Origin of the sequence: Gillisella vitis (assembly GCF_001541345.2) — a bacterium.
GTDB classification, from domain to species: Bacteria; Pseudomonadota; Alphaproteobacteria; order Rhizobiales; family Rhizobiaceae; genus Allorhizobium; species Allorhizobium vitis.
In genome coordinates, this window is record NZ_LMVL02000009.1 from 1 (window position 1) to 20,916 (window position 20,916).

At 55.9% G+C, this 20,916-nt stretch carries 15 protein-coding genes and 1 pseudogene; 6 read left to right on the forward strand and 10 right to left on the reverse strand.

All coding sequences use genetic code 11. From position 1 onward, the window contains the following. The coding region (locus tag ASB66_RS23120; protein WP_337442304.1) for a RolB family protein at positions 1 to 627 on the forward strand (627 nt) is incomplete at its 5' end. Between the two features lie 572 nt (positions 628 to 1,199). Here the strand turns inward: ASB66_RS23120 and ASB66_RS23125 are convergent. From ASB66_RS23125 to hutI, 5 genes and pseudogenes are all read right to left on the reverse strand, one after another. Further along, positions 1,200 to 2,234: a cucumopine synthase-related protein gene (locus tag ASB66_RS23125; RefSeq protein WP_233741845.1), complete on the reverse strand. Its 1,035-nt coding sequence runs from the start codon at positions 2,232 to 2,234 to the stop codon at positions 1,200 to 1,202. Positions 2,235 to 2,951: 717 nt separating this feature from the next. Further along, entirely contained in the window at positions 2,952 to 3,695 is a 744-nt protein-coding gene (locus ASB66_RS23135) for a HutD/Ves family protein (RefSeq protein ID WP_060718519.1), read from the reverse strand. Between the two features lie 57 nt (positions 3,696 to 3,752). Further along, a pseudogene (gene hutU / locus ASB66_RS23140) lies at positions 3,753 to 5,439 on the reverse strand (urocanate hydratase). A gap of 7 nt (positions 5,440 to 5,446) precedes the next feature. Next, positions 5,447 to 6,259, reverse strand: a complete 813-nt coding sequence (hutG, locus tag ASB66_RS23145; protein WP_060718520.1) for an N-formylglutamate deformylase — start codon at positions 6,257 to 6,259, stop codon at positions 5,447 to 5,449. Between the two features lie 73 nt (positions 6,260 to 6,332). Further along, positions 6,333 to 7,580, reverse strand: coding sequence for an imidazolonepropionase (gene hutI / locus ASB66_RS23150; RefSeq protein ID WP_060718521.1), 1,248 nt, complete (start codon positions 7,578 to 7,580; stop codon positions 6,333 to 6,335). 121 nt (positions 7,581 to 7,701) lie between these two features. Between hutI and ASB66_RS23155 the strand changes: the two genes are divergently transcribed. Next, positions 7,702 to 9,063, forward strand: a complete 1,362-nt coding sequence (locus ASB66_RS23155) for a formimidoylglutamate deiminase (protein ID WP_060718522.1) — start codon at positions 7,702 to 7,704, stop codon at positions 9,061 to 9,063. A 145-nt stretch (positions 9,064 to 9,208) separates the two neighbouring features. On the opposite strand, the gene ASB66_RS23160 is transcribed toward ASB66_RS23155, so the two are convergent. From ASB66_RS23160 to ASB66_RS23185, 5 genes are all read right to left on the reverse strand, one after another. Beyond that, positions 9,209 to 10,036, reverse strand: a complete 828-nt coding sequence (locus ASB66_RS23160; RefSeq protein WP_060718523.1) for an ABC transporter permease — start codon at positions 10,034 to 10,036, stop codon at positions 9,209 to 9,211. After that, positions 10,033 to 10,935: an ABC transporter permease gene (locus tag ASB66_RS23165; protein WP_060718524.1), complete on the reverse strand. Its 903-nt coding sequence runs from the start codon at positions 10,933 to 10,935 to the stop codon at positions 10,033 to 10,035. The genes ASB66_RS23160 and ASB66_RS23165 overlap by 4 nt, the downstream gene beginning before the upstream one ends. Next, positions 10,913 to 11,995 (reverse strand): ABC transporter ATP-binding protein, encoded by a 1,083-nt coding sequence (locus tag ASB66_RS23170; protein WP_060718525.1) that lies wholly within the window; start codon positions 11,993 to 11,995, stop codon positions 10,913 to 10,915. The genes ASB66_RS23165 and ASB66_RS23170 overlap by 23 nt, the downstream gene beginning before the upstream one ends. Next, positions 11,995 to 13,017, reverse strand: coding sequence for an ABC transporter substrate-binding protein (locus tag ASB66_RS23175; protein WP_060718526.1), 1,023 nt, complete (start codon positions 13,015 to 13,017; stop codon positions 11,995 to 11,997). Before ASB66_RS23175 ends, ASB66_RS23170 begins: the two co-directional genes overlap by 1 nt. Before the next feature lie 510 nt (positions 13,018 to 13,527). Beyond that, positions 13,528 to 14,475 (reverse strand): cucumopine synthase-related protein, encoded by a 948-nt coding sequence (locus ASB66_RS23185; RefSeq protein ID WP_071208191.1) that lies wholly within the window; start codon positions 14,473 to 14,475, stop codon positions 13,528 to 13,530. A 403-nt stretch (positions 14,476 to 14,878) separates the two neighbouring features. Between ASB66_RS23185 and ASB66_RS23190 the strand changes: the two genes are divergently transcribed. The 4 genes from ASB66_RS23190 to ASB66_RS23205 all read left to right on the forward strand — a co-directional run bounded on the left by ASB66_RS23190 (position 14,879) and on the right by ASB66_RS23205 (position 20,913). Beyond that, positions 14,879 to 15,841: a cucumopine synthase-related protein gene (locus ASB66_RS23190; RefSeq protein WP_060716467.1), complete on the forward strand. Its 963-nt coding sequence runs from the start codon at positions 14,879 to 14,881 to the stop codon at positions 15,839 to 15,841. Between the two features lie 168 nt (positions 15,842 to 16,009). Then, entirely contained in the window at positions 16,010 to 17,539 is a 1,530-nt protein-coding gene (hutH, locus tag ASB66_RS23195; RefSeq protein ID WP_060716468.1) for a histidine ammonia-lyase, read from the forward strand. A 229-nt stretch (positions 17,540 to 17,768) separates the two neighbouring features. Then, positions 17,769 to 18,518, forward strand: coding sequence for a histidine utilization repressor (hutC, locus tag ASB66_RS23200; protein ID WP_060716469.1), 750 nt, complete (start codon positions 17,769 to 17,771; stop codon positions 18,516 to 18,518). A 337-nt stretch (positions 18,519 to 18,855) separates the two neighbouring features. After that, positions 18,856 to 20,913: a hydantoinase/oxoprolinase family protein gene (locus ASB66_RS23205; protein WP_060716470.1), complete on the forward strand. Its 2,058-nt coding sequence runs from the start codon at positions 18,856 to 18,858 to the stop codon at positions 20,911 to 20,913. Positions 20,914 to 20,916: the final 3 nt, after the last annotated feature.

Sequence of the window (20,916 nt, forward strand, 5' to 3'; positions counted from 1 at the left end):
AAAGTTGCGGCAAATTTTCGATTGGTTTGTTATAGGTTTACTTGTGCCGATTGGCTCCCGTATCGCCAAATGCAAATGGCTCGAAGGGGTTGGTTTGTTCCAGGCTTTACTCATGGCGAAGATAATAAACTAGTGGGTGATCTTCGTAAGATAGGAAAAGCTTATCGGCGGCAGTTCCAAGCCGCCCTGCGTGCTCCGTCTGGCGAAATCGTAGATCCTAAAGGAGATTTTCTCTATGTTTACCTAGATGAAGAGAATTACAAAAAATGCCGAGAGAAGAACGTTCTTGTTCCAAACGCGGGCGATGGAGTGCTTGCTACAGCACTGGAGCCGCACTCTGAGAGTTATACCTACCGGCAAGTGAGAGAACAGTTGCAGGCTTTCTGCGGCGACGGTGTGATTAACTACGCTGCAAATGAACTGTCTTGCTCATACTTTTTGATGATACAGGCCAGCAACGAGTTTGAGGAGGTCGGGGCCATCCAGGACGGACCTGGCGTTACCAAGGCGGTGTGGAAAAGGAACGTTCAGCACGCTGGTGAGCTGCTACCCTACGATCTAATTGCTGTGGGTCGCTCATCTTTTCTTCCTGAGGCTGCTCTTGATCCTCCGGATCCAGATGACTGATGGCTAGTTCGAATTTTCTACTTTAATAATTCTGTAATGAAAACGGTGTTTGTTTCAAATTAATCTGGATGTCGTGATGTATTAATAGTCCTATCAACGCTTTTTTGTAAAAAATAGATAAAAAGTACTTCTATGCCCTAAGTTCCAATGGATTGTCATTTTATTATTGCGTTGCCTGATTTGCGAGGTGTTTGTCACAAAATATGGAATTTCCCCCCGACGAAAGAAACCGCAAAATATCCAAAATATTTTAGTAATTTAACACTTGATATCATGGCCTGTTTAAATGCCCATCGATAGCCGTCGAAATCATTATTCTAATAGGTGTCAAATTGCGATTTTTCTTATTACTGAAGACTGAAATTTATTGCAAGGTAACCATTAACAACCACGCAACTAAAAGTTATGGGCGATGTCTGTATGCATCGAAGGACGAAATTATTCGACAATAATCACGGGCGTCGTTTTATTAAATAAAGCAAAAATACAGAAAATGTAAAGGTGGACGGAAAATCATAGTATCCGGATATTAGAATACAGTATTGCAATTTTATCAGGGCTGGGTTCCGCTTCTATTCGAGAATTTCTGCTGTGAAGGTGATAACGGCTTTTGTCTCGAAGGTGCTTTCTAGGACGGCCTGGCCAACTTTGGCGAGGTCTTCGGCGTATTGCGGCAGGATCTCACCGAGCACCGGCGTTGCGATGTCTTCGGTTACTTCGCCGTATTGCACGATGACCTTGTTGCCGGTGCCCTGCGAATAGCGGATACGGCCGACCGGAGCGTCACACTGACGTTCCTTCACATGAACCGGCGAAGTGCTGACCACGGGAGCCCAGGCGTACATGGATTCACCGCTGACAACAGCGTGGTCCTGAACGACGGTGAACGGCAAAGCCTCGATGAGGTCATTGCAGAGTTCCGGGTTTTCCTTCGTAGCAAGATAGGCAATGACGCTTATGCCGAGTGGCTGCCATGTGAGGCGTACCTTCTGGCCTTCGTTGATCTTAACGCGCCGCGAGAGATCGGCCAGTGCCGCGATAGAACCTTCGGGGGTCTCGTAGGTGAGATGCTTGCCGATGCTCCAGGGGAAATAGTGGAAGGACCAGGCAGCCAGTCGGTTGAGATATCCGAGGAACGCCTTGACCGCCTCAACCGCTTCCTCGCGGCTGGAAGTTGTCGGCAGGTGCTTCGTGATCGCTTCGGCGAAGGCGCCCATTTCCTGTAGGCCGCTATAACGCAGGTAGTTGCTGTATGCGTAATCAAAGCGATGAACCAGTGCGCAGCACTGCTCGAGGGTGAAGCGCTCGTCCTGGAACGTGAGCAGGAGGGGGTACCATGTGTACATCGACTGGTCGCGAAGCATGCCGTTCACGAAGTCCAGGTTGGTGAAGTACTGGTTGTTTGTGCCGACCGCGAAGGTCCCGGTGCGGATATCGTGAAGTTCCTTCGGCTCGGTGCTCTCGATAGCCGTCGTTTTCCCCTTTATGGCGGTTAAAACCGCAGAGAGATTCGCATATGGTACATTGGCCATAAAGTTGACGGAAAAATGGAGCCGGCCAAATTTCAATTTGGGAAGAGGTGATTGGGGACTTGTTGCTTCGTTCAATAATTGCGAGCTCAAGGAAAAGCGGAGGTTGCTCCTTTAGTAGAGATCGATGTGGTGTGGACGTTGGATGGGACCGGCGTGAAAAAATTATTTATTTGAGGAGATGGAAAGTTTCTATATTCGTCAAATATAGCGGTGAAAGGAAATGACTCAGTTATTAGTCCACGAAAAATCCACAAGTACGGCGTTGACAGGATATATTATAGAGTCAACTTCAAAAGTTCAAAAGTTCAAAAGTTCAAAAGTTCAAAAGTTCAAAAGTTCAAAAGTTCAAAAGTTCAAAAGTTCAAAAGTTCAAAAGTTCAAATAAGATGGACGATGGCGTTGGTAAATTACGATTAGACGTGAGCTATTTGATCACGGAGGTGGAGTGCGCGATATTCTTCAGGGTCGTAGAAACGAAGTCATCCGATCTTCAAATCCGAATTGTTGTTGCGTTATCGCTCAGAATAAGACGCTTCAGGCTCCTGTATCCAGGAAAGCCGGGCGAGGAGATCGCTCCCCATGCTGCCCTGTTCGTTCCAGAGCGGACGATGGTCGGGAATTGCTTGCCTTATGCCACATTGAAGAGCAGCTTTCCGTTGTCTTCGCGGCAAGGCAAGCTGCGATGACCGCCTTGATGCCGACCGGCCCGTAGTTGGCAGTGAGAGGCCCGCTTTCCGGATGTTTAGAAGACAAGCGATCCGCTTGGAGAGCCCGACCGATTTGCCCGCTTTTTTACGTGTTATCATGCTGCGTTATCTTCAACCCATTGCCTGATGGCGCATGAGGGGACGCCTGTTTCATCATTGATCGGCTTTGTGGAGCTCTTTTCGTGAGAGCGCCGTGAGTGATCCCGGTAGGGACGACGATGGTTGCGCCATCGCCCCTACCGGGACCCCGTCGTGAGTCATTCGTAACAGGGATGAAGTCGACAACGAAAATAACCGCGAACCGATTATGCGGCCGCACTTTAATTTCGCTGCCTGTCAATATGACGAGATCGAAAGGTTGCATTTCGGCCTTTGGTTGAAGGACAACCCACGATGAGTTGCCAATGATCAAAGTGGCGCCTACGCATGCCGGGATCGAAACAGTATTGTCGATGACGCGGCGTTGCACTCGGTGCGTAAAGCGCCCTCTTCTGCTCATTACATTCAGGTCAGTGATCGGCCCATTCAAAAGGCGAGCATCAATTGGTTGATCCGCAGGAAAAGAAAACGGTTCACTGCCGCGTTGTAGTGTTCTAGTTGATCCCGTTTTGGATGCAAACTCGATACCGTCACCATCAAGCACGCTGAGTGTCCGCTCGATCTCCGGAAAAATAGAGAAGGGGCCATCAGACGCCACTTTAGCGATGCTGACACGCCAATCGAAATCGTTTACTGAGGCTTCTGAAGGATGGACGGCAACCTCCAGCGTCTCACCGCCGCCATTCTTCCATGGCATGGAACAAAAGTCGCTCTTTCGGACAATTTGCATGCTGCATCTCCTGGCTTCGCGGAGGGCCGGGGTTGGCGACCTCCCCGCTGGCGGCCTTCAATTTCCAAGAATCCCAGGCAACCGCAACCCCTTCTCCTTGGCGCAATCGATGGCGATGTCGTAGCCCGCATCGGCGTGGCGCATAACGCCTGTCGCCGGGTCGTTCCACAGCACGCGCTCGATGCGGCGTGCCGCGTCGTCGGTGCCGTCGGCGCAAATAACCATGCCGGAGTGCTGCGAGAAGCCCATGCCGACACCGCCGCCGTGATGCAGCGACACCCAGGTGGCGCCGGACGCGGTGTTGAGCAGCGCGTTCAAGAGCGGCCAGTCGGAAACGGCGTCCGATCCGTCCTTCATCGCTTCCGTCTCGCGGTTCGGCGAGGCGACGGAGCCGGAATCGAGGTGGTCGCGGCCGATGACGACGGGAGCCTTCAGCTCGCCGTTCTTGACCATTTCGTTGAAGGCAAGGCCGAGACGTTCGCGGTCGCCAAGGCCGACCCAGCAAATGCGCGCCGGCAGGCCCTGGAAGGCGATGCGCTCGCGCGCCATGTCCAGCCAGTTGTGCAGATGGGTGTTGCCGGGGGTGAGTTCCTTCACCTTGGCGTCGGTCTTGTAGATATCCTCCGGATCGCCCGACAGTGCCGCCCAGCGGAAGGGGCCGATGCCGCGGCAGAACAGCGGTAGGATATAGGCCGGCACGAAGCCGGGGAAGGCGAAGGCATTTTCCAGGCCCTCGTCCTTGGCAACCTGGCGGATATTGTTGCCATAGTCGAGCGTCGGCACGCCGGCGTCCCAGAAGGCGACCATGGCTTCGACATGCACCTTCATCGAGGCGCGAGCTGCGGCTTCCACAGCCTTCGGATCGCTCTCGCGCTTCGCCTTGGCTTCGGCGACTGTCCAGCCGAGCGGCAGATAGCCGTTGAGCGGATCATGCGCGGAGGTCTGGTCGGTGACGATGTCGGGGCGTGGGCCGCCCGGCCTTCATGCGCTTGACCAGTTCCGGGAAGATTTCGGCGGCATTGCCGAGCAGGCCCACCGACTTCGCTTCTCCGGCCTTGGTCCAGCGGTCGATCATCGCGAGCGCTTCGTCGAGCGTCGTCGCCTTCTCGTCGACATAGCGGGTGCGCAGGCGGAAATCGATGCGGGTCTCGTCGCTTTCGACGGCAAGGCAGCAGGCGCCGGCCATGACGGCCGCCAGCGGCTGCGCGCCGCCCATGCCGCCGAGCCCGCCGGTCAGGATCCACTTGCCCTTGAGGCTGCCGTTATAATGCTGACGGCCAGCTTCTACGAAGGTTTCATAAGTGCCCTGCACAATGCCCTGCGTGCCGATATAGATCCACGAACCGGCGGTCATCTGGCCGTACATGGCGAGACCCTTCTTATCCAGCTCGTTGAAGTGATCCCAGGTCGCCCAATGCGGCACGAGGTTGGAATTGGCGATGAGCACGCGCGGCGCATCCTTGTGGGTGCGGAACACGCCGACCGGCTTGCCGGACTGCACCAGCAGCGTCTCTTCCTCGGTGAGCGTCTTCAACGTCGCGGCGATACGGTCGAAATCCTCCCAGGTGCGGGCGGCGCGGCCGATGCCGCCATAGACGACCAGTTCGTTTGGGTTTTCCGCGACATCCGGATCAAGATTGTTCATCAGCATCCTGAGCGGCGCTTCGGTCATCCAGCTCTTGGCGTTGAGCTCCGGGCCGCGCGGCGCGCGGATTTCGCGGATGTTATGGCGTGGGTTGGTCATCTAGTTTTTAGCTCCTCGCTTCGTTCTTGAGATCAGCTGCAACGCGCTCCAGGCGCGTCAGTATTTCATTCAGATGGACACGAAGGCGTTCTGCCTTCGCCGGGTCGTAGGCGAAGGGCGCCGCTTCGGTCTGGAGATGCGTCGACTGGGCAAGCTCCATCTGGATCGCATGCACGCCCGTCTCCGGCCTGCCATAGTGGCGCGTCGTCCACCCGCCCTTGAAGCGGCCGTTGAGGTTGCCACTAAAGCCTTTGGCCGACGCAACGACGTCCACTGTGGCCTCTTCGATCCGCGGATCGCAGGTCACACCTCCGTCAGTACCGATGTTGAAATCCGGAAGCCTGCCTTCGAACAGAAAGGGGATATGTGATCGGATTGAGTGGCAGTCATAGATGATGGCGATACCATGGATCGCCTTGATCCGTTTTATCTCCGCCAGCAGAGCGGCGTGATAAGGTTCGTGGAAGCTGGCGACACGTGCGGCCACATCCTCGGCGCTAGGCTCGGCGCCGATAGTCCAGATAGGATTGCCGTCGAAATCTGTCGTCGGAACGAGTCCGGTCGTATTCTGGCCTGGGTATAAGGACGTCCCAGCCGGATCGCGATTGGCGTCGATGACGTAGCGATGGAAGGTTGCTCGAACGACAGTAGCGTTTTCCAGCAAGCCATCGTACAGATTATGTATATGCCAATCGGTGTCAGCAAGCCGTCGACCATTGTCGTTCAGTTTGTGCCATATATCACCTGGAACATCAGTTCCGGTATGCGGCATACCAAGAATGATGGGGGAAGTACCTTGTTGGACTTCAAAAACGCTCATCGATTGCTCTCTATTGCAAAAGACGACTCGTGGGGTGCTGATCGCGACGCACGAGTAGTCATGGTTTTTGATTTCAGGGCCGCAATCTGCGGCCTTTGAATATTCGGGCATGCAGCGGATTGAACCCGATGCGATAAACGAGTTCGGCCGGTCGCCCGATATTCCACACAGCGAAATCGGCGGATTTACCAACTTCAAGCGTGCCTGTGGTCGTGACCAAGCCGAGTGCACGCGCAGCTTCCCGGGTCGCCCCAGCAACGCATTCGTCGACACTCAATCCGAAAAGCGTGGCCGACATGTTCATGGCCAGCAGCATGGACGTCAGAGGCGAGGTTCCTGGATTGCAATCTGTCGCGATGGCGATGCTGGCACCTGCGTCCCTCAGCGCCTGAACCGGTGGTAGCCGCTTTTCCCGCAGGGTGTAGAAAGCTCCGGGCAGGAGGACGGCAACGGTCCCAGACGCAGCCAAAGCCCTGGCGCCATGTTCATCGAGATATTCTAGATGGTCTGCCGAAAGCGCCCCGCGAGAAGCCGCGAGTTTTGCTCCACCGAGATTGCTCAACTGCTCGGCATGCAATTTGATAGGCAATCCATGCCTTTTGGCAGCGTCGAAAACCCGAGACATTTCGTCAGGAGAAAAGGCAATACCCTCACAGAAACCGTCGACAGCATCAATCAGCCCTTCTCGTCTGGCTGCCTCGAGGCCAGGAATAACAACATCTTCGATGTACCCACCGTTGTTACCACGATAAGCTTCCGGCGTCGCGTGCGCTGCCAGATAGCTCGTTACGATCCGCACAGGGCGTAACGCCGCGAGCCGCCTCGCAGCTCGAAGCATCTTCAATTCCGTTGCGACATTAAGGCCGTAGCCCGACTTGATCTCCACGGTGCCGACTCCTTCGGAGAGGAGAGCGTCCAATCGGGGAAGTGCCTGAAGAACCAATTCGTCCTCCGAAAGCGCGTTAGTCGCCTTGACAGAGGAGACAATGCCGCCGCCGGCTCTCGCAATCTCTTCATAGGTTGCGCCCGAAAGCCTCATCTCGAATTCCAACGCCCTGTCGCCGCCGAAAACCAGATGTGTATGGCAGTCGATCAGGGCGGGCGTTACCCACCGACCTCCCAAATCAACCTCGATCGCTCCCTTTGTCAGGGAGGAGGGGAGATCATTGTCTGTGCCGACATAAGAAATCTGCTCGCCTTTGACGATGACTACGCCACCGTCGATGACGCCAAGGCCATCCGTTCCCTCCGCGACGGTTGCCAGTCGCGCATTCCTCCAGATGACGATCTCCTCATCGGATGTGGGTTTTGCCTCAGACATCGCGATCCCCCCATCAATTGGATTTGTCTTTCCTTATCTGTATTTTGTATATACCAATGGCGTAAATTGCAAGAACCAAGTTGATCGTTTTGGCGATCGCATCAAGCTCGGAGAAGAGGTTATGGGAGAGTTGGATCGCACCACACTATTTGCGAAGAGCGCCCTTTTGCCCACCGGTTGGCATAAGAACGTTCTGCTGCGGATCGAGGGCGGCTTTATCGCGTCCGTCGAAACAGGTACGGCGGCAACGCCGGCCGACGAGCGCCACAACCTCATCTTGCCCGCGATGGGCAATCTTCATAGCCATGCCTTTCAGCGCGCCATGGCAGGCTTGGCCGAAACACGCGGACCAACCGATGACAGCTTTTGGAGCTGGCGAAATGTGATGTACCGGTTCGCTTTGACAATGAGCCCCGATGATGTCGAGGCCGTCGCTTCGCAGCTATACATGGAGATGCTTGAAGCTGGCTACAGCCGTGTCGGTGAGTTTCACTACCTGCATCACAGCCCAGATGGCAGCCACTACTCAAATATTGCCGAGATGGCGGAACGCATTATCGCGGCGGCCAGCGCCACAGGAATAAGTCTGACATTACTGCCGGTCTTTTACGCTCATTCGGGGTTTGGTGGCCTTGCTCCGGTCGAGGGGCAACGGCGGTTCATCAACTCGCTCGACAGTTACGACCAACTGATGAGCGAGTGCCAATCGCTAGTCGGGAAAATTGCTGGCGCCGAACTCGGCGTGGCGCCCCACAGCCTGAGAGCCGTCACGCCGCAAGAGTTGCTTCAGATCACTGAAAGGTGGGCCAGAGGGCCGATCCACATTCACATTGCCGAGCAAATGAAGGAGGTCACAGATTGTCTCGCCTGGTCCTCCGCCCGCCCGGTCGAATGGTTGCTGGACAATGCGCCGGTCGACCAGCGCTGGTGCCTCATTCATGCGACCCATATGACCGAAACCGAAACGCGTAGAGTTGCGCGTAGTGGTGCAGTTGCGGGTCTTTGCCCGATAACCGAGGCCAATCTCGGGGATGGCATATTTCCCGGCCATGCATTCGTTGAGGAGGGAGGCAGGATCGGCATCGGATCGGACTCGAACATCCTGATCTCCCTCGCTGGTGAATTGCGGCAACTCGAATACTCGCAGAGGCTGGGACGTCAGATGAGAAACGTACTGGCGGCGCCGAATGAATCCACGGGCCGTCATCTTCTTGAGTCAGCGGGCCGCGGTGGCACTGTGGCTTTGGGATCGGAGATTGGCATCGAGGCCGGCAACTCAGCCGATTTGCTGTCGCTCAATGTCGATGCCGTTTCCTACCTTGAGAGAGATGAAATTCTGGACCACTGGATATTTGCCGACGGGGTGACGATCGACAGCGTCTGGGTTCGCGGCCGCAGACAAGTCGTTGCGGGACGCCATGTCGCTCGCGACGAAATCAATCGTCGCTTTCTCGCCACGATGCATAAGTTGCTTCGTCGATAGCGGGCTGCAAGTGCGAGCGCGGGAAACACTTCCCGTAACGCTGCGAGGATATTTGGCCCGGCGTCCAGAACATAACTCCTTGGCAGCATCAACTGCAAAAGGGGCGTCGAGCGCCCCTTTTGTCTTTTATGTTGATCCGGTCGATCTAGTTGCGCCGGCCGGTAAAGACATTCAGGCCTACAAGGCGGTCGATGATCAGAACGACAATTGCCGAGCCAATGACCGACCAGGTGGAGACGGCAGCAATCAGCGGTCTATATTGGTACAAGAGATATTCGTAGATCTTGATGGGCAACGGCTGCAATTCGCGCGGCGTGAGAAACACGGAGATCGAAAAGTCGTTCCATGACGTTATGAACGCAAACAGGAAGCCGGCAATGACTCCGGGTTTGATCAAGGGCAGTGTCACCGAAACGAAAGTCCGCCATGGATTTGCCCCGATGCTGCTGGCTGCATCCTCCAGCGCAGGATCAAGATGCTCGGTAACCGCCGTGATGGTACGAACCGGATACGGCATGGTGATTATCACGTGGCCAATCATGAGGATGAACAGATTGGTCACACCGAACACGTAGATCATCACGGAATAAAGGGACAAGGCGAAGATCACCGAGGGCACCAGCAACGGTCCCATGAACGACAAGGTCAGGATTTTCGCCACCGTCGGCGGGGCTTTTCGCAATTGCAACGCAACGGGAAGGGCAAAGAGCGTCGAGACAGAAGCTGCCACCGATGCGACGACAAAACTGATGAGCGCACCATTAACGAAGCTGCCGTCGGTCAGCGCCGCAGTCATCCAGTGCAAGGTCAACTGTCGCGGTGGGAAAAACATCGCTTCCGCGTTCAAGGCTGCGCCCGCGACCACGATAAGCGGGGCGATAACAAAGACAAATGCACAAAATGCGGCAATTCCCAGTGCCGAAGGAAGCGGTAACCGCACTTTCCTGCCTGGAGCTATTAAGGTGGTGCTCATGCCGCTCTCCTCGCCGTTCGGAATGTTCGATTGATGGCGAACAAATAGATTGCGGTAATCAGGATGCTCAGGATTGTCAGGCTAATCCCGATCGCGGCGGCGAAGGGAAAATTGCCTTGCACGGTTGCCTGTTCGTACGCCATCATCCCCATCATTCTCACTCGACCACCCCCCATCAGGGACGGGATGGCGAATGCTGCAGCGTTTAGCGTGAAAGCAATCAGGGTGCCCGCGACCACTCCCGGCAGCGAGAGCGGAAATGTCACGGCCCAAAAAGTCCTGTACTTGTTCGCACCGACGCTCTCTGCCGCCTCTTTGAGCGCCGGGTCGATCGCGGCGATTACGCCGATAAGGGGCAAAACAACGTAAGGCACGGCAATCTGGATCAAGCCGATCAAGACGCCAAGCTCGGTATACATAATGCGGACCTTTGGCATGCCGATAAAGGTCAGGGCGCTGTCGACAAGTCCGCCGCTCATCAGAAGCACATTCAAGCCGAAAATCCGAATGACAATGTTTACCGAGAGCGAGACGACCACCATGCTGGTGAGAAAACCTCTCCGATGCGGGGGAAGTTCAGCGATATAGTAGGCAAGCACATAGCCGATAATTAAAGCAAAGACCGTGGAGACAACCGACAGCCTTACGGTCGTCCAAAGCGCTGTTTCCAGATAGAAGGGATCTGTCCAGAACCGCGCATAATGCTCGAGTGTGCCGGTAAACACAGGCGCACTGCCAACCTCATGCGTGGACATGCTTGTTCCGACAAGCCAGCCCATGGGGACAAAAAAGAACAGGATGACGAAGATGAAAGGCACGAATAGCGGTGCACGCGCGGCCCAGGCAACTACCCGGCCCCGCAGGCCGCCCTGATCGTCAGTCTGCGGCAATGACGGCATTGGTGACATTGATCCTGACCTTATCTCCGGGGTTCAAAATATCGGCGTTCGATCGCTCCTGAAGGAAGATCGGCGCCTCGGGGTCGTGCGTGAGATGGATACCGTAACGGATCGCCGATCCCTCATAGACCACGTCACTCACGGTGCCTTCGAGCTGGTTTGCAGTCAGATCGGTTCCCTGCCGCTCAAGCACAAGCCACTCGGGTCGAACGATGACGGTAACCTTCTCGCCTGTCGGCTTTGCCGCGGGCGCATGCGCGGTCACGATCGCACCATTGCCAAGCTTGATCTCGGCTTTGCTCTCCTGAGTATTCTGCACCAGTTCGCCATGCATGAAATTGGCGCTACCAAGGAAGCCCGCGACGAAACGGTTCGCTGGTCGTTCGTATACGGTCCGTGGGTCTGCTATCTGCTGAATTTTGCCGGATTGCATGACGACGACCTGATCGGACATCGAGAGCGCTTCTTCCTGGTCGTGGGTGACGAATAGCATCGTCACGCCAAGAGACCGTTGCAGCCGCTTCAGTTCAATGCGGAGTTCTTCACGCAGCCGCCTATCCAGATTGGATAGCGGCTCATCGAGAATGATGACCTCCGGATCAATGGCAAGGGCGCGCGCCATTGCGACGCGCTGCTGTTGGCCTCCGCTCAATTCGCGCGGATAGCGATCCTTCAACCCGGTCAATTGTACCATGCCAAGCGCCCGATCTACACGACGAGCAATTTCTTCTCTGGGTAGTTTGCGGATGCGAAGACCAAACGAGAGTATCTCCGCGACCGTCATATGGGGCCACAGGGCGTAATTCTGGAAAACCACGCCGATGTTGCGTTTGTATGGAGGCAGATGGGTTACTTCTCTGCCTCTGATCGACACGCGACCGCTATCGGGGATGATGAACCCACCGATCATGCGCAGCGTTGTCGTCTTGCCGCAGCCGCTCGGACCAAGAACGGTGATGAACTCACCGTTCTTGACCTGGAGAGAAACGTCATCGAGAACGATGACGTCGCCGTAAGCCTTGCGGCAATGCGAAAGCTCAATGTCAAAATTTTCAGCCATTAGCGTTGAATTTCCCGTTCCCAGCGCTGCTGCCATTGATCATAGACCGACACAATGTACTTCCAGTCGGCACTTTGAAGGTCATTGACGTTGTCCGGCGTGATCATGATCTTGGCCTGAACATCCTGCGGCAACTTGGTTTCTTTGTTCGTCGGGAAGTAGCCAAGCTTCTGCGCCATGATGACACCGGCTTCAGGGCTCAGCAGTACGTTCACCAGCTTCTGGGCGAGATCCGCGTTCGGGCGTCCAGCAACGACACTGAGTGTCGATGAGAGCGGGAAGAACCCTTCCTTCGGAATGGCACCCTGGATTTTCAGGCCTTCAGTGTCACGCGCCCAGGCAATTCGACCATCGGTCCACATGCTCATGGAAATCTGATCGTTGCGGTACAGTTCGAGATGGTTGGCATGGGAATCGACCCAGACATCGATGTTCTGGGCAATTTTTGCCATTTCAGCGAAGCCGGCGTCCGGACTGCGCTCACTGCCGCCGGCGCGCTTTGCGAAGAGCGTGATCAGATCGATGTTTTCGGGTCGGAAGCCGCGCAGTGCGATCCGGCCCTTATATTCCGGCTTTGCGAGATCGTACCACGATTCCGGGGCCTTAACTTCGGCCGGATTGTAGGCGATGACGTATGCTCCGAAATTCGCGGCAACGACCGCATCGGAGTAGATTGCCTTCGGGTAGATGTTTTTGAGATTGGGAACAAGCTTCGGGTCGAGGGGCGCAAAGGCCTTCTCAGCTTCCATACGGAGGGCGAAGACCGGATCGGAAACGATCACATCGACTTCCTTATTGCGGACGCGCGCGATGTTGCTGGCACCGGAACCCGCAACGATTGTCACCTTCACCCCGTTTTCCTGCTCGAAGGACTTGACGCTCGCAGCCATCGCCTCGTCGTAAGCGCCGCCGAAGCCGCTGAGAATAAGTTCTTTCTGTTGCGCGAGCGCTGCCGAGCTCAATGCGCAGGCTGCAACCAGCAACATGCCACCGGCGATGGCTTTACCAAAATGCCATTTCATATCAGTTCCCCTTTGGTTGAAGTTCGACCCGCACTAAGACGAGACAAACCGCTCCGCGCCGGAATCTTTGCCGCGCGCAGACACTCAGTTGAGTTCGGATTTCATGACTGGCCCCTCCTGGGGCGCGTCAACTCGCAAACGAGCGGCTCGCTCGAGGCGTCTGTTGCCGGCGACGGGCGATAATCAGCGTGGTCGGGCAAGTCCTGCATGAGCCCTGAAGCTCAAAAGTCTTTCGAGACCATTCCGGATCGAGCGGATTGTCAAACTGTGTACACGCCCAGACACCCACGGATCGCCGGCGATTAGTCCGGCGCGCAGCGTCTTGTTCGGAACTTCATTGATCATTTCGAATTCGAACCAGAATGCCATTTCCTGTTCTCCTCTTTCCGCATTCTTTGCTGCGGTTTGGTCTATACATATTAACAGATTGGCATGGCCAATCAAGTCAATTTTTATGCAGGCCTAAACGTAAGGCGGCCCCGCTATCGGGGGCCGCATGGTTGAACGCATTTACGCGAGTTCGACCGTCAACATGATGGGCGTTTTGTCGCCAAAGTTGCTGTCCAGAACCGCCCGGCCAACCTTGGCGAGGTCTTCGGCGTATTGCGGCAGGATCTCACCGAGCACCGGCGTTGCGATGTCTTCGGTTACTTCGCCGTATTGCACGATGACCTTGTTGCCGGTGCCCTGCGAATAGCGGATACGGCCGACCGGAGCGTCACACTGACGTTCCTTCACATGAACCGGCGAAGTGCTGACCACGGGAGCCCAGGCGTACATGGATTCACCGCTGACAACAGCGTGGTCCTGAACGACGGTGAACGGCAAAGCCTCGATGAGGTCATTGCAGAGTTCCGGGTTTTCCTTGGTAGCAAGATAGGCAATGACGCTTATGCCGAGTGGCTGCCATGTGAGGCGTACCTTCTGGCCTTCGTTGATCTTCACGCGCCGCGAGAGATCGGCCAGTGCCGCGATAGAACCTTCGGGGGTCTCGTAGGTGAGATGCTTGCCGATGCTCCAGGGGAAATAGTGGAAGGACCAGGCAGCCAGTCGGTTGAGATATCCGAGGAACGCCTTGACCGCCTCAACCGCTTCCCCGCGGCTGGAAGCTGTCGGCAGGTGCTTCGTGATCGCTTCGGCGAACGCGCCCATTTCCTGCAGGCCGCTATAACGCAGGTAGTTGCTGTATGCGTAATCAAAGCGATGAACCAGTGCGCAGCACTGCTCGAGGGTGAAGCGCTCGTCCTGGAACGTGAGCAGGAGGGGGTACCATGTGTACATCGACTGGTCGCGAAGCATGCCGTTCACGAAGTCCAGGTTGGTGAAGTACTGGTTGTTTGTGCCGACCGCGAAGGTCCCGGTGCGGATATCGTGAAGTTCCTTCGGCTCGGTGCTTTCATAAGCACGGGTCGCCTCCTTCACCGCCTTCACGACGTCACTCAAGCTATTATACGACATTTCGCAGATCCCTATCGTTGATCGTGCGGCTACGAGGCCGCACGGGGATAAGCATATCCAATAATGCCATTTTGTATAGACCATTTATCCATTCTGGTTTGGACGATGATGCTCTTAGCTTCCCGAAATTGGAACGTACGGCGAACATAAGTGCCGTGAAGCCACGCCGGGCACTCTAGGTCGATGTCCTCTGGGTGACTGCTTGGGGAGAAATATTTTCCATAAATGGTCAAAATTGGGGGATAAGTAGACAAATATGGCATTATGTATAGCATAAATCTGCGAGAACGACTATTTTTATCATCATTTCGGCTTGAGATCGGCGAATAAACAAATATGGTCTATACCTATTCAGGTTATGGCTTTCGGTTTGACCTGAAAAAATTCCAAAAGGGGAAGCGAAATGGGAAGATTGGTTGAGATCGCGTGGCCAGAGCTCGACATCGTCGTGGTGGCCGAGCTCGCAGACGAGGAAAATCCCGAACTCTGCGAGGAGTTTTGGCAGGACCTGCCATTCAAGGTCATGCAGGCGCATCCGGTCGTGTCGGGAGAGTCACTTTATGCGTGGACGCCAACGATCAGCACGGCACCAGTTCGGTTGCGCCGACGCATTGTCGATTGCGCAATCGGTGACCTGAGATACTCCCAAGCCACCGGCAACAAGTTTTCGATCCAGTACGGCAAGGGACTTGAGCCGCTCGCTCAGCCCGTCCTCGGAAAAGTCCTGGAGGAATATCATCATCTGCTGCCAGTCGTCGGCAAGGCGATCTGGAACAACCTGTTTTTCGTAAAGGAAAAGATCTTCGTGGAGGTAAGGCCGCACGACGTGTCACAGGCGTTCAAAGGCGAAGGCAGGTTTGCAAATCTGAAGGGCGCTGCTGCGGTATTTTATGCGGAAGCCAAAAGGATCCAGACGGACGAACCGGAAGACTTGCGTCGCATACGGACGGGTGAGATTGGTGACACTGGAACGTATGGTCAGTATTTCACTGCGTGGGACTTCGCCAACGGCATGCTCCGCGACTACATCATGTACACTGCGTATCCACTTCTGAAGCTGATCGACACACTCTCGCATGAGGATTTTGTGGCGGCGGTCGAGGCGTTTGATCCTGCCTATTCGGAATATCTTGGCTACTCCGGACTGAACACGCTGCTCGACTTCTCCAACAAGCTGCGTGCCGCCATCCGTGAGACTGACGACAAGGAAGAGCTCCGCACGCTGCTGCGAACCTTCATTATGTATGGCAATCGGCTATGCGCCTGGTCATATCATTACTTCCCCTGGTACCTTGGGATGTTTTATGGGCGTGCAGTGAACGGTCAGGAATTTTCCGGTCGATTCAACCAGATTAAGCCAAACTAATCAGTCTCATAGAATATATCCATTCCTCCGGGCGGCCCGTTTCGACGTGGTCGCCCGCTCCATTTTTTGGGATGGAGCTTTACACAGGGGCAGATTTGGTATGGTATATACAAATATGGGGCCACAACGCGAATATGTCTGCCCCTCCCTCATCCTAAAGGTTTGAATATGCCCAACACGCTCGTCCCAGGAAAAGTAACGCTCGAAACATTGGCAGCCGTCTATGAGAACGCATTGATCCCAAAGCTGGATGCGGACTCCCTGAAAAGGGTACAGGCATCCGCCGACAGGGTGGCCGAGATTGCGGGAGGAGATGAGGCGCATTACGGGATCAATACCGGCTTCGGAAAGCTGGCGAGCGTGCGCATTCCCGCCGACGACGTCGAAACCTTGCAACGGAATCTGATCCTTTCTCATTGCTGCGGTGTCGGCGCTCCACTCGCCGACGGCATCGTGCGCCTCATCATGACGTTAAAGCTGATTTCGCTAGGACGGGGCGCTTCGGGCGTCAGGCCGCAAGTCATTCACGTGCTCGCCGCCATGCTCGAGAAGAATGTCCTTCCGATCATTCCCGAAAAGGGATCTGTGGGCGCATCGGGCGACCTCGCGCCACTCGCTCACATGACGGCGGCTGTGATCGGTGAAGGCGACGCCATGTTCGATGGCGAAGTCATGTCGGCAAAGCAGGCGTTGGCCAAAGCCGGTATCACCCCGATTACGCTAAAGGCCAAGGAAGGCCTGGCGATGATCAACGGTACTCAAACCTCAACCGCCCTCGCACTTGTTGGCCTCTTTCGGGCTCACAGGGCACTGGTATCGTCGCTGGTATCCGGTGCGCTCTCAACCGACGCCGCGATGGGATCGACCGCGCCTTTCCACCCGGAGATCCACACTCTTCGCGGCCATCAGGGTCAGATCGACGCTGCACAGGCGCTGCGCTCGCTCATGGATGGCTCCGAAATCCGCGCAAGTCATGAAGAAGGCGATGAGCGGGTTCAGGACCCGTACTGCCTGCGATGCCAGCCACAGGTGGCAGGAGCCTGCCTGGACCTCCTGCGTCAGGCTGCCAACACTTTGATGATCGAGGCGAACGCTGCCACCGACAATCCCCTCGTGCTCTCCGATGGAACGATCGTCTCTGGCGGCAACTTCCACGCCGAGCCCGTAGCCTTTGCCGCGGATCAGATTGCCATCGCCATCTGCGAGATCGGTGCAATCGCACAGCGACGTATCGCCCTGCTGGTGGATCCGGTTCTTAGCTACGGTCTCCCCGCATTTCTGACACCCAGACCAGGTCTGAATTCCGGCTTCATGATCGCCGAGGTGACCTCTGCTGCTCTCATGTCGGAAAACAAGCAGATGTCGCATCCTGCTTCGGTTGACTCCACACCAACTTCCGCAAACCAGGAGGACCACGTGTCCATGGCTTGCCATGGTGCCAGGCGTCTCCTGCAGATGACCGAAAACCTGTTCTCTATCGTGGGGATCGAAGCTATCAGCGCCGCTCAGGGCATTGATCTCAGGGCTCCTCTTTCCTCGAGCCCGGCGCTTGATACGGTCCGCAAGGGAATCCGCGCCGTAATACCCAAGCTCGAAGATGACCGCTACATGGCTGACGATCTCAAGCGCGCAACCGAGCTTGTCGCGAGCGGTCGCTTGATTGCTCCGTTGACGAAGGGCCTCCTGCCGGTTCTCTGATTGGCAGTGATATTGTCCTGGTGGCGGCGACGTTAATCTCGCCGCCATGCATTTTCACATTTCGGTCGAAAACCCTTCTTTCCATGGACCTTAGCAATCGCGATCTGGCCTTCGTTTGGTGTACGATTAATCAACCATATGTTATAGACCATTGATACGGTTTTTGCAGATGGTGAAAGAGGTACGATCGTGAGCAGTTCCAATATTTCAAAGGCAGCGTCGCTTGCCCATGGATGATCTTGCAATAGAAAAGCATGCCGCATCTCGATACTCGGAGATCCAGCGTGACATCGAGAACAAGATTGCCACGGGTGAGTGGGGCCCAGGTGCCCGGATTCCGCCGGAGCGTGAGTTGGTCGACATCTATAACTGCTCTCGGATGACGGTGAACAAGGCTCTGTCGAGCCTGGCTGCTTCGGGAATGATTACCCGGAAGCGCCGATCCGGGTCCTTTGTAGCTCCGCCGCGGATCGAAGAGCCGTTGATGCACATTCAGGACATCCGTGCAGAGGTCATGGCGATTGACCGGACCTACACGTTTGAGATCACGGATCGGAGCATTCGCAAGGCGACCGACCCTCTAGATGCGCGTCATGTCGGCGTTCCTGTCGGGACGCGTCTTTTGACCCTTGAAGTCATGCACTACGCTGACAATCTCCCGTTCACCATGGAAACCCGCCAAATCAACCTCGACGCGGTTCCCCAGGTGGAGAGACTTCAGTTCAAGGACGAACCGCCCGGCAGTTGGCTCCTTCATAACGTTCCGTTCACAGACGGAGAACATTCGATACGAGCGGTGTCGGCTGACGCCATACTTGCTCGCCGGTTGCAAGTGGTTGAGCGAACCGCATGCATATCCATCGCGCGCCGGACCTGGCTGGATGAACAGCTTATTACCTTCGTCCGTCTTATTTATCCTGGCGACCGCCACCGTTTCGTGGTGCGCTTCAAGCCGTCAGCACAACCGGGCGTGTCCTAGGCTGCCTCGTCGGGCGATTAGCCAAACTTTGTAAGTTGGTGGGTTGGCGAAGCTGCCGAACTTTTTCGGTGGCTTCGTCGCGGTTTTCCACTTGAACTGCGTTTCCGGGCGAAGACAAATCGCCGGCCTCTTTAGCCCTTGGGAACAGGCTGCAATGCAGCCCTGATGGTTCGAAGAAACTATTCGCCCATTTCAATGAAACCCCGCTATAAACCATTGGCCATTCCGACATAACATAATCCTCATCAAAGCCGATTGCGACAGATTAGTACGCCCGAGCATTTCGCCCGGGAAGGACGTTTGTTGCCGTTGCAAAGGTCAAGATAGGAAGTGTTTGATGGCTCTCGTCCGCATAGGAGTGGATATCGGCGGAACGTTCACCGACTTTGTCGGTTGGCGTTCTGACAGCTCCCAGGGAATTACTCGTCTGAAGGTTCCCTCTACGCCTCCGCACTTTGCGGAAGGGTTCAAGGACGGGTTTGAGCCGCTTCTCGACCAGCTGCGAATTTCGGATGATGACGAAGTCGTTGTCATGCACGGTACGACGGTTAGCACCAATACGGTGATCGAACGATCCGCAGAACCCATCGCGCTTTTCGTGACGGAGGGTTTCCGCGACATCCTTGAGCTCCAGCGCCTTCGTCTCAAGAATCCCGTAGATTTATTCTCCTCCCGCGCAATTCCGCTTGTAGCTCGGGACCTCGTTTTCGAGATCCCGGAACGTCTCGATGCCGATGGCGAGGTGCTTACACCGATCGACGCCGAAGCAGTTCGCCGGGCAGTGGCTGGCGTTAAGGCCGCCGACGTTAAGGCAATCGCCGTCGTTTTTCTTCACAGCTTTCGAAATCCTAAGCACGAGCGCGAGATCCGTGGCTTGATCAATGAGATCGACCCGGAAATGGACGTCTGTATTTCGAGTGAAATCTGGCCGCGCATCGGGGAATACGAGCGTGCTGTCAATGCAACTTTAAACGCCTATGTCAAACCCCGCGTCCAGGCATATCTGCAGGAGATTGAGCGCTACGTCACTAACAGGCTTTCATCTGTCCGGCTGTTTGTGACGCGCTCCAATGGTGGTGCACTTGGGCTTGCGGACGCGGCGAAGTTTCCGGTTCACACGCTGTTGTCGGGGCCGGCGTCCGGGGTGGCCGCCGCACAGACTGTCTCTTCGCTCAGCAAGCATGAATACTTGCTCACCTTTGATATGGGCGGCACGAGCACAGATGTGTCGCTGGTCCGTCAGGGCAACCCGACGGTCACCTCGCAGGGAGCAGTAGGCGACTTTCCGATCACCCTGCCCGTGACCGAGATAGAAGCGATTGGCGCTGGCGGCGGCTCCTTGGTCTATCTCGAGGGACCCGCAATGCGGATAGGCCCTGAAAGCGCTGGTGCCTATCCTGGCCCGGCAGCGTTCGGCAGGGGTGGCGTCCGCCCAACAGTGACCGACGCTTATCTTCTGTGCGGCTACCTCAATGCCGGCAATTTCCTTGGCGGTGCCATGCCGTTGGACGTGAACCGCGCTGCGACCGCATATGACAGTATTGCGGGCCGGCTTGGTGTGTCGACTGCGGAAGCTGCCGATGCCTGCCTTTCGGTGACAACCTCGACAATGGTCAGCAGGATATTGCCCTATCTCGCTGCGCACGGACTCGACCCGCAGAACGTGACGCTTGTGACGTTCGGCGGAAACGGAGCTCTGCATGGACCACTGCTTGCGGACGAGGTTGGAATAAATTCGGTCATCGTGCCTGCCGCGCCTTCGGTTTTCTGCGCCTGTGGCGGCGTGGTCACGACCCTCACCCACGATGTCGTCAACGTCATTCAAGGCACGACGATAACGCATGAATCGCTCTCTGACGCATTCAGGCACCTCGCATCGGAGACGGTCGACTGGCTCAAGCAGCAGGTGGAACTCGATCGCCTGACGTCGATCGATCACGAATTTTGGGCGGAACTACGATATAAAGGGCAGTCATTCCAGGTTCCGGTCGTCGTCCCGACCAAAGCCGATGGCAGCTTCCCGGATCTGGCAACGATTTCCGATCGCTTCCATGACGAGCACAACAGGCTTTATGCCCATTGCGACCGGAATGCTGCCGTCGAATTTGTAGAGTTGCGCGTTCGCATCCGCGGAAGCCTGCCCTCTCCCTCGCAGGTGAATATCGAGGGGAGCTCCAGGAGGGGCGAGGTCTCAGCCATCGCCAGGCGCGACCTCCGTATCGCGGGGCGGCTTTATCCAAATACTCCGATCTATGCCCGCAGTGACCTCGAAAGAGGAAGCAGGGTCGAGGGGCCATGCATCATCGAAGAGGATGACTCAACGATCCTTGTCCCGCCTGCCTACACGGCCGAAGCAATCAGCTCCGGTGCTATTTCTCTGGATCGGAGGGGCTAAAAC

Coding starts and splice junctions, on each gene's coding strand:
- ASB66_RS23135 (WP_060718519.1), bottom strand. CDS start 3,695: ATGCAAATTGTCCGAAAGAGCGACTTTTGTTCCATGCCATGGAAGAAT.
- hutG (WP_060718520.1), bottom strand. CDS start 6,259: ATGAGCGTTTTTGAAGTCCAACAAGGTACTTCCCCCATCATTCTTGGT.
- hutI (WP_060718521.1), bottom strand. CDS start 7,580: ATGTCTGAGGCAAAACCCACATCCGATGAGGAGATCGTCATCTGGAGG.
- ASB66_RS23155 (WP_060718522.1), top strand. CDS start 7,702: ATGGGAGAGTTGGATCGCACCACACTATTTGCGAAGAGCGCCCTTTTG.
- ASB66_RS23160 (WP_060718523.1), bottom strand. CDS start 10,036: ATGAGCACCACCTTAATAGCTCCAGGCAGGAAAGTGCGGTTACCGCTT.
- ASB66_RS23165 (WP_060718524.1), bottom strand. CDS start 10,935: ATGCCGTCATTGCCGCAGACTGACGATCAGGGCGGCCTGCGGGGCCGG.
- ASB66_RS23170 (WP_060718525.1), bottom strand. CDS start 11,995: ATGGCTGAAAATTTTGACATTGAGCTTTCGCATTGCCGCAAGGCTTAC.
- ASB66_RS23175 (WP_060718526.1), bottom strand. CDS start 13,017: ATGAAATGGCATTTTGGTAAAGCCATCGCCGGTGGCATGTTGCTGGTT.
- ASB66_RS23185 (WP_071208191.1), bottom strand. CDS start 14,475: ATGTCGTATAATAGCTTGAGTGACGTCGTGAAGGCGGTGAAGGAGGCG.
- ASB66_RS23190 (WP_060716467.1), top strand. CDS start 14,879: ATGGGAAGATTGGTTGAGATCGCGTGGCCAGAGCTCGACATCGTCGTG.
- hutH (WP_060716468.1), top strand. CDS start 16,010: ATGCCCAACACGCTCGTCCCAGGAAAAGTAACGCTCGAAACATTGGCA.
- hutC (WP_060716469.1), top strand. CDS start 17,769: ATGGATGATCTTGCAATAGAAAAGCATGCCGCATCTCGATACTCGGAG.
- ASB66_RS23205 (WP_060716470.1), top strand. CDS start 18,856: ATGGCTCTCGTCCGCATAGGAGTGGATATCGGCGGAACGTTCACCGAC.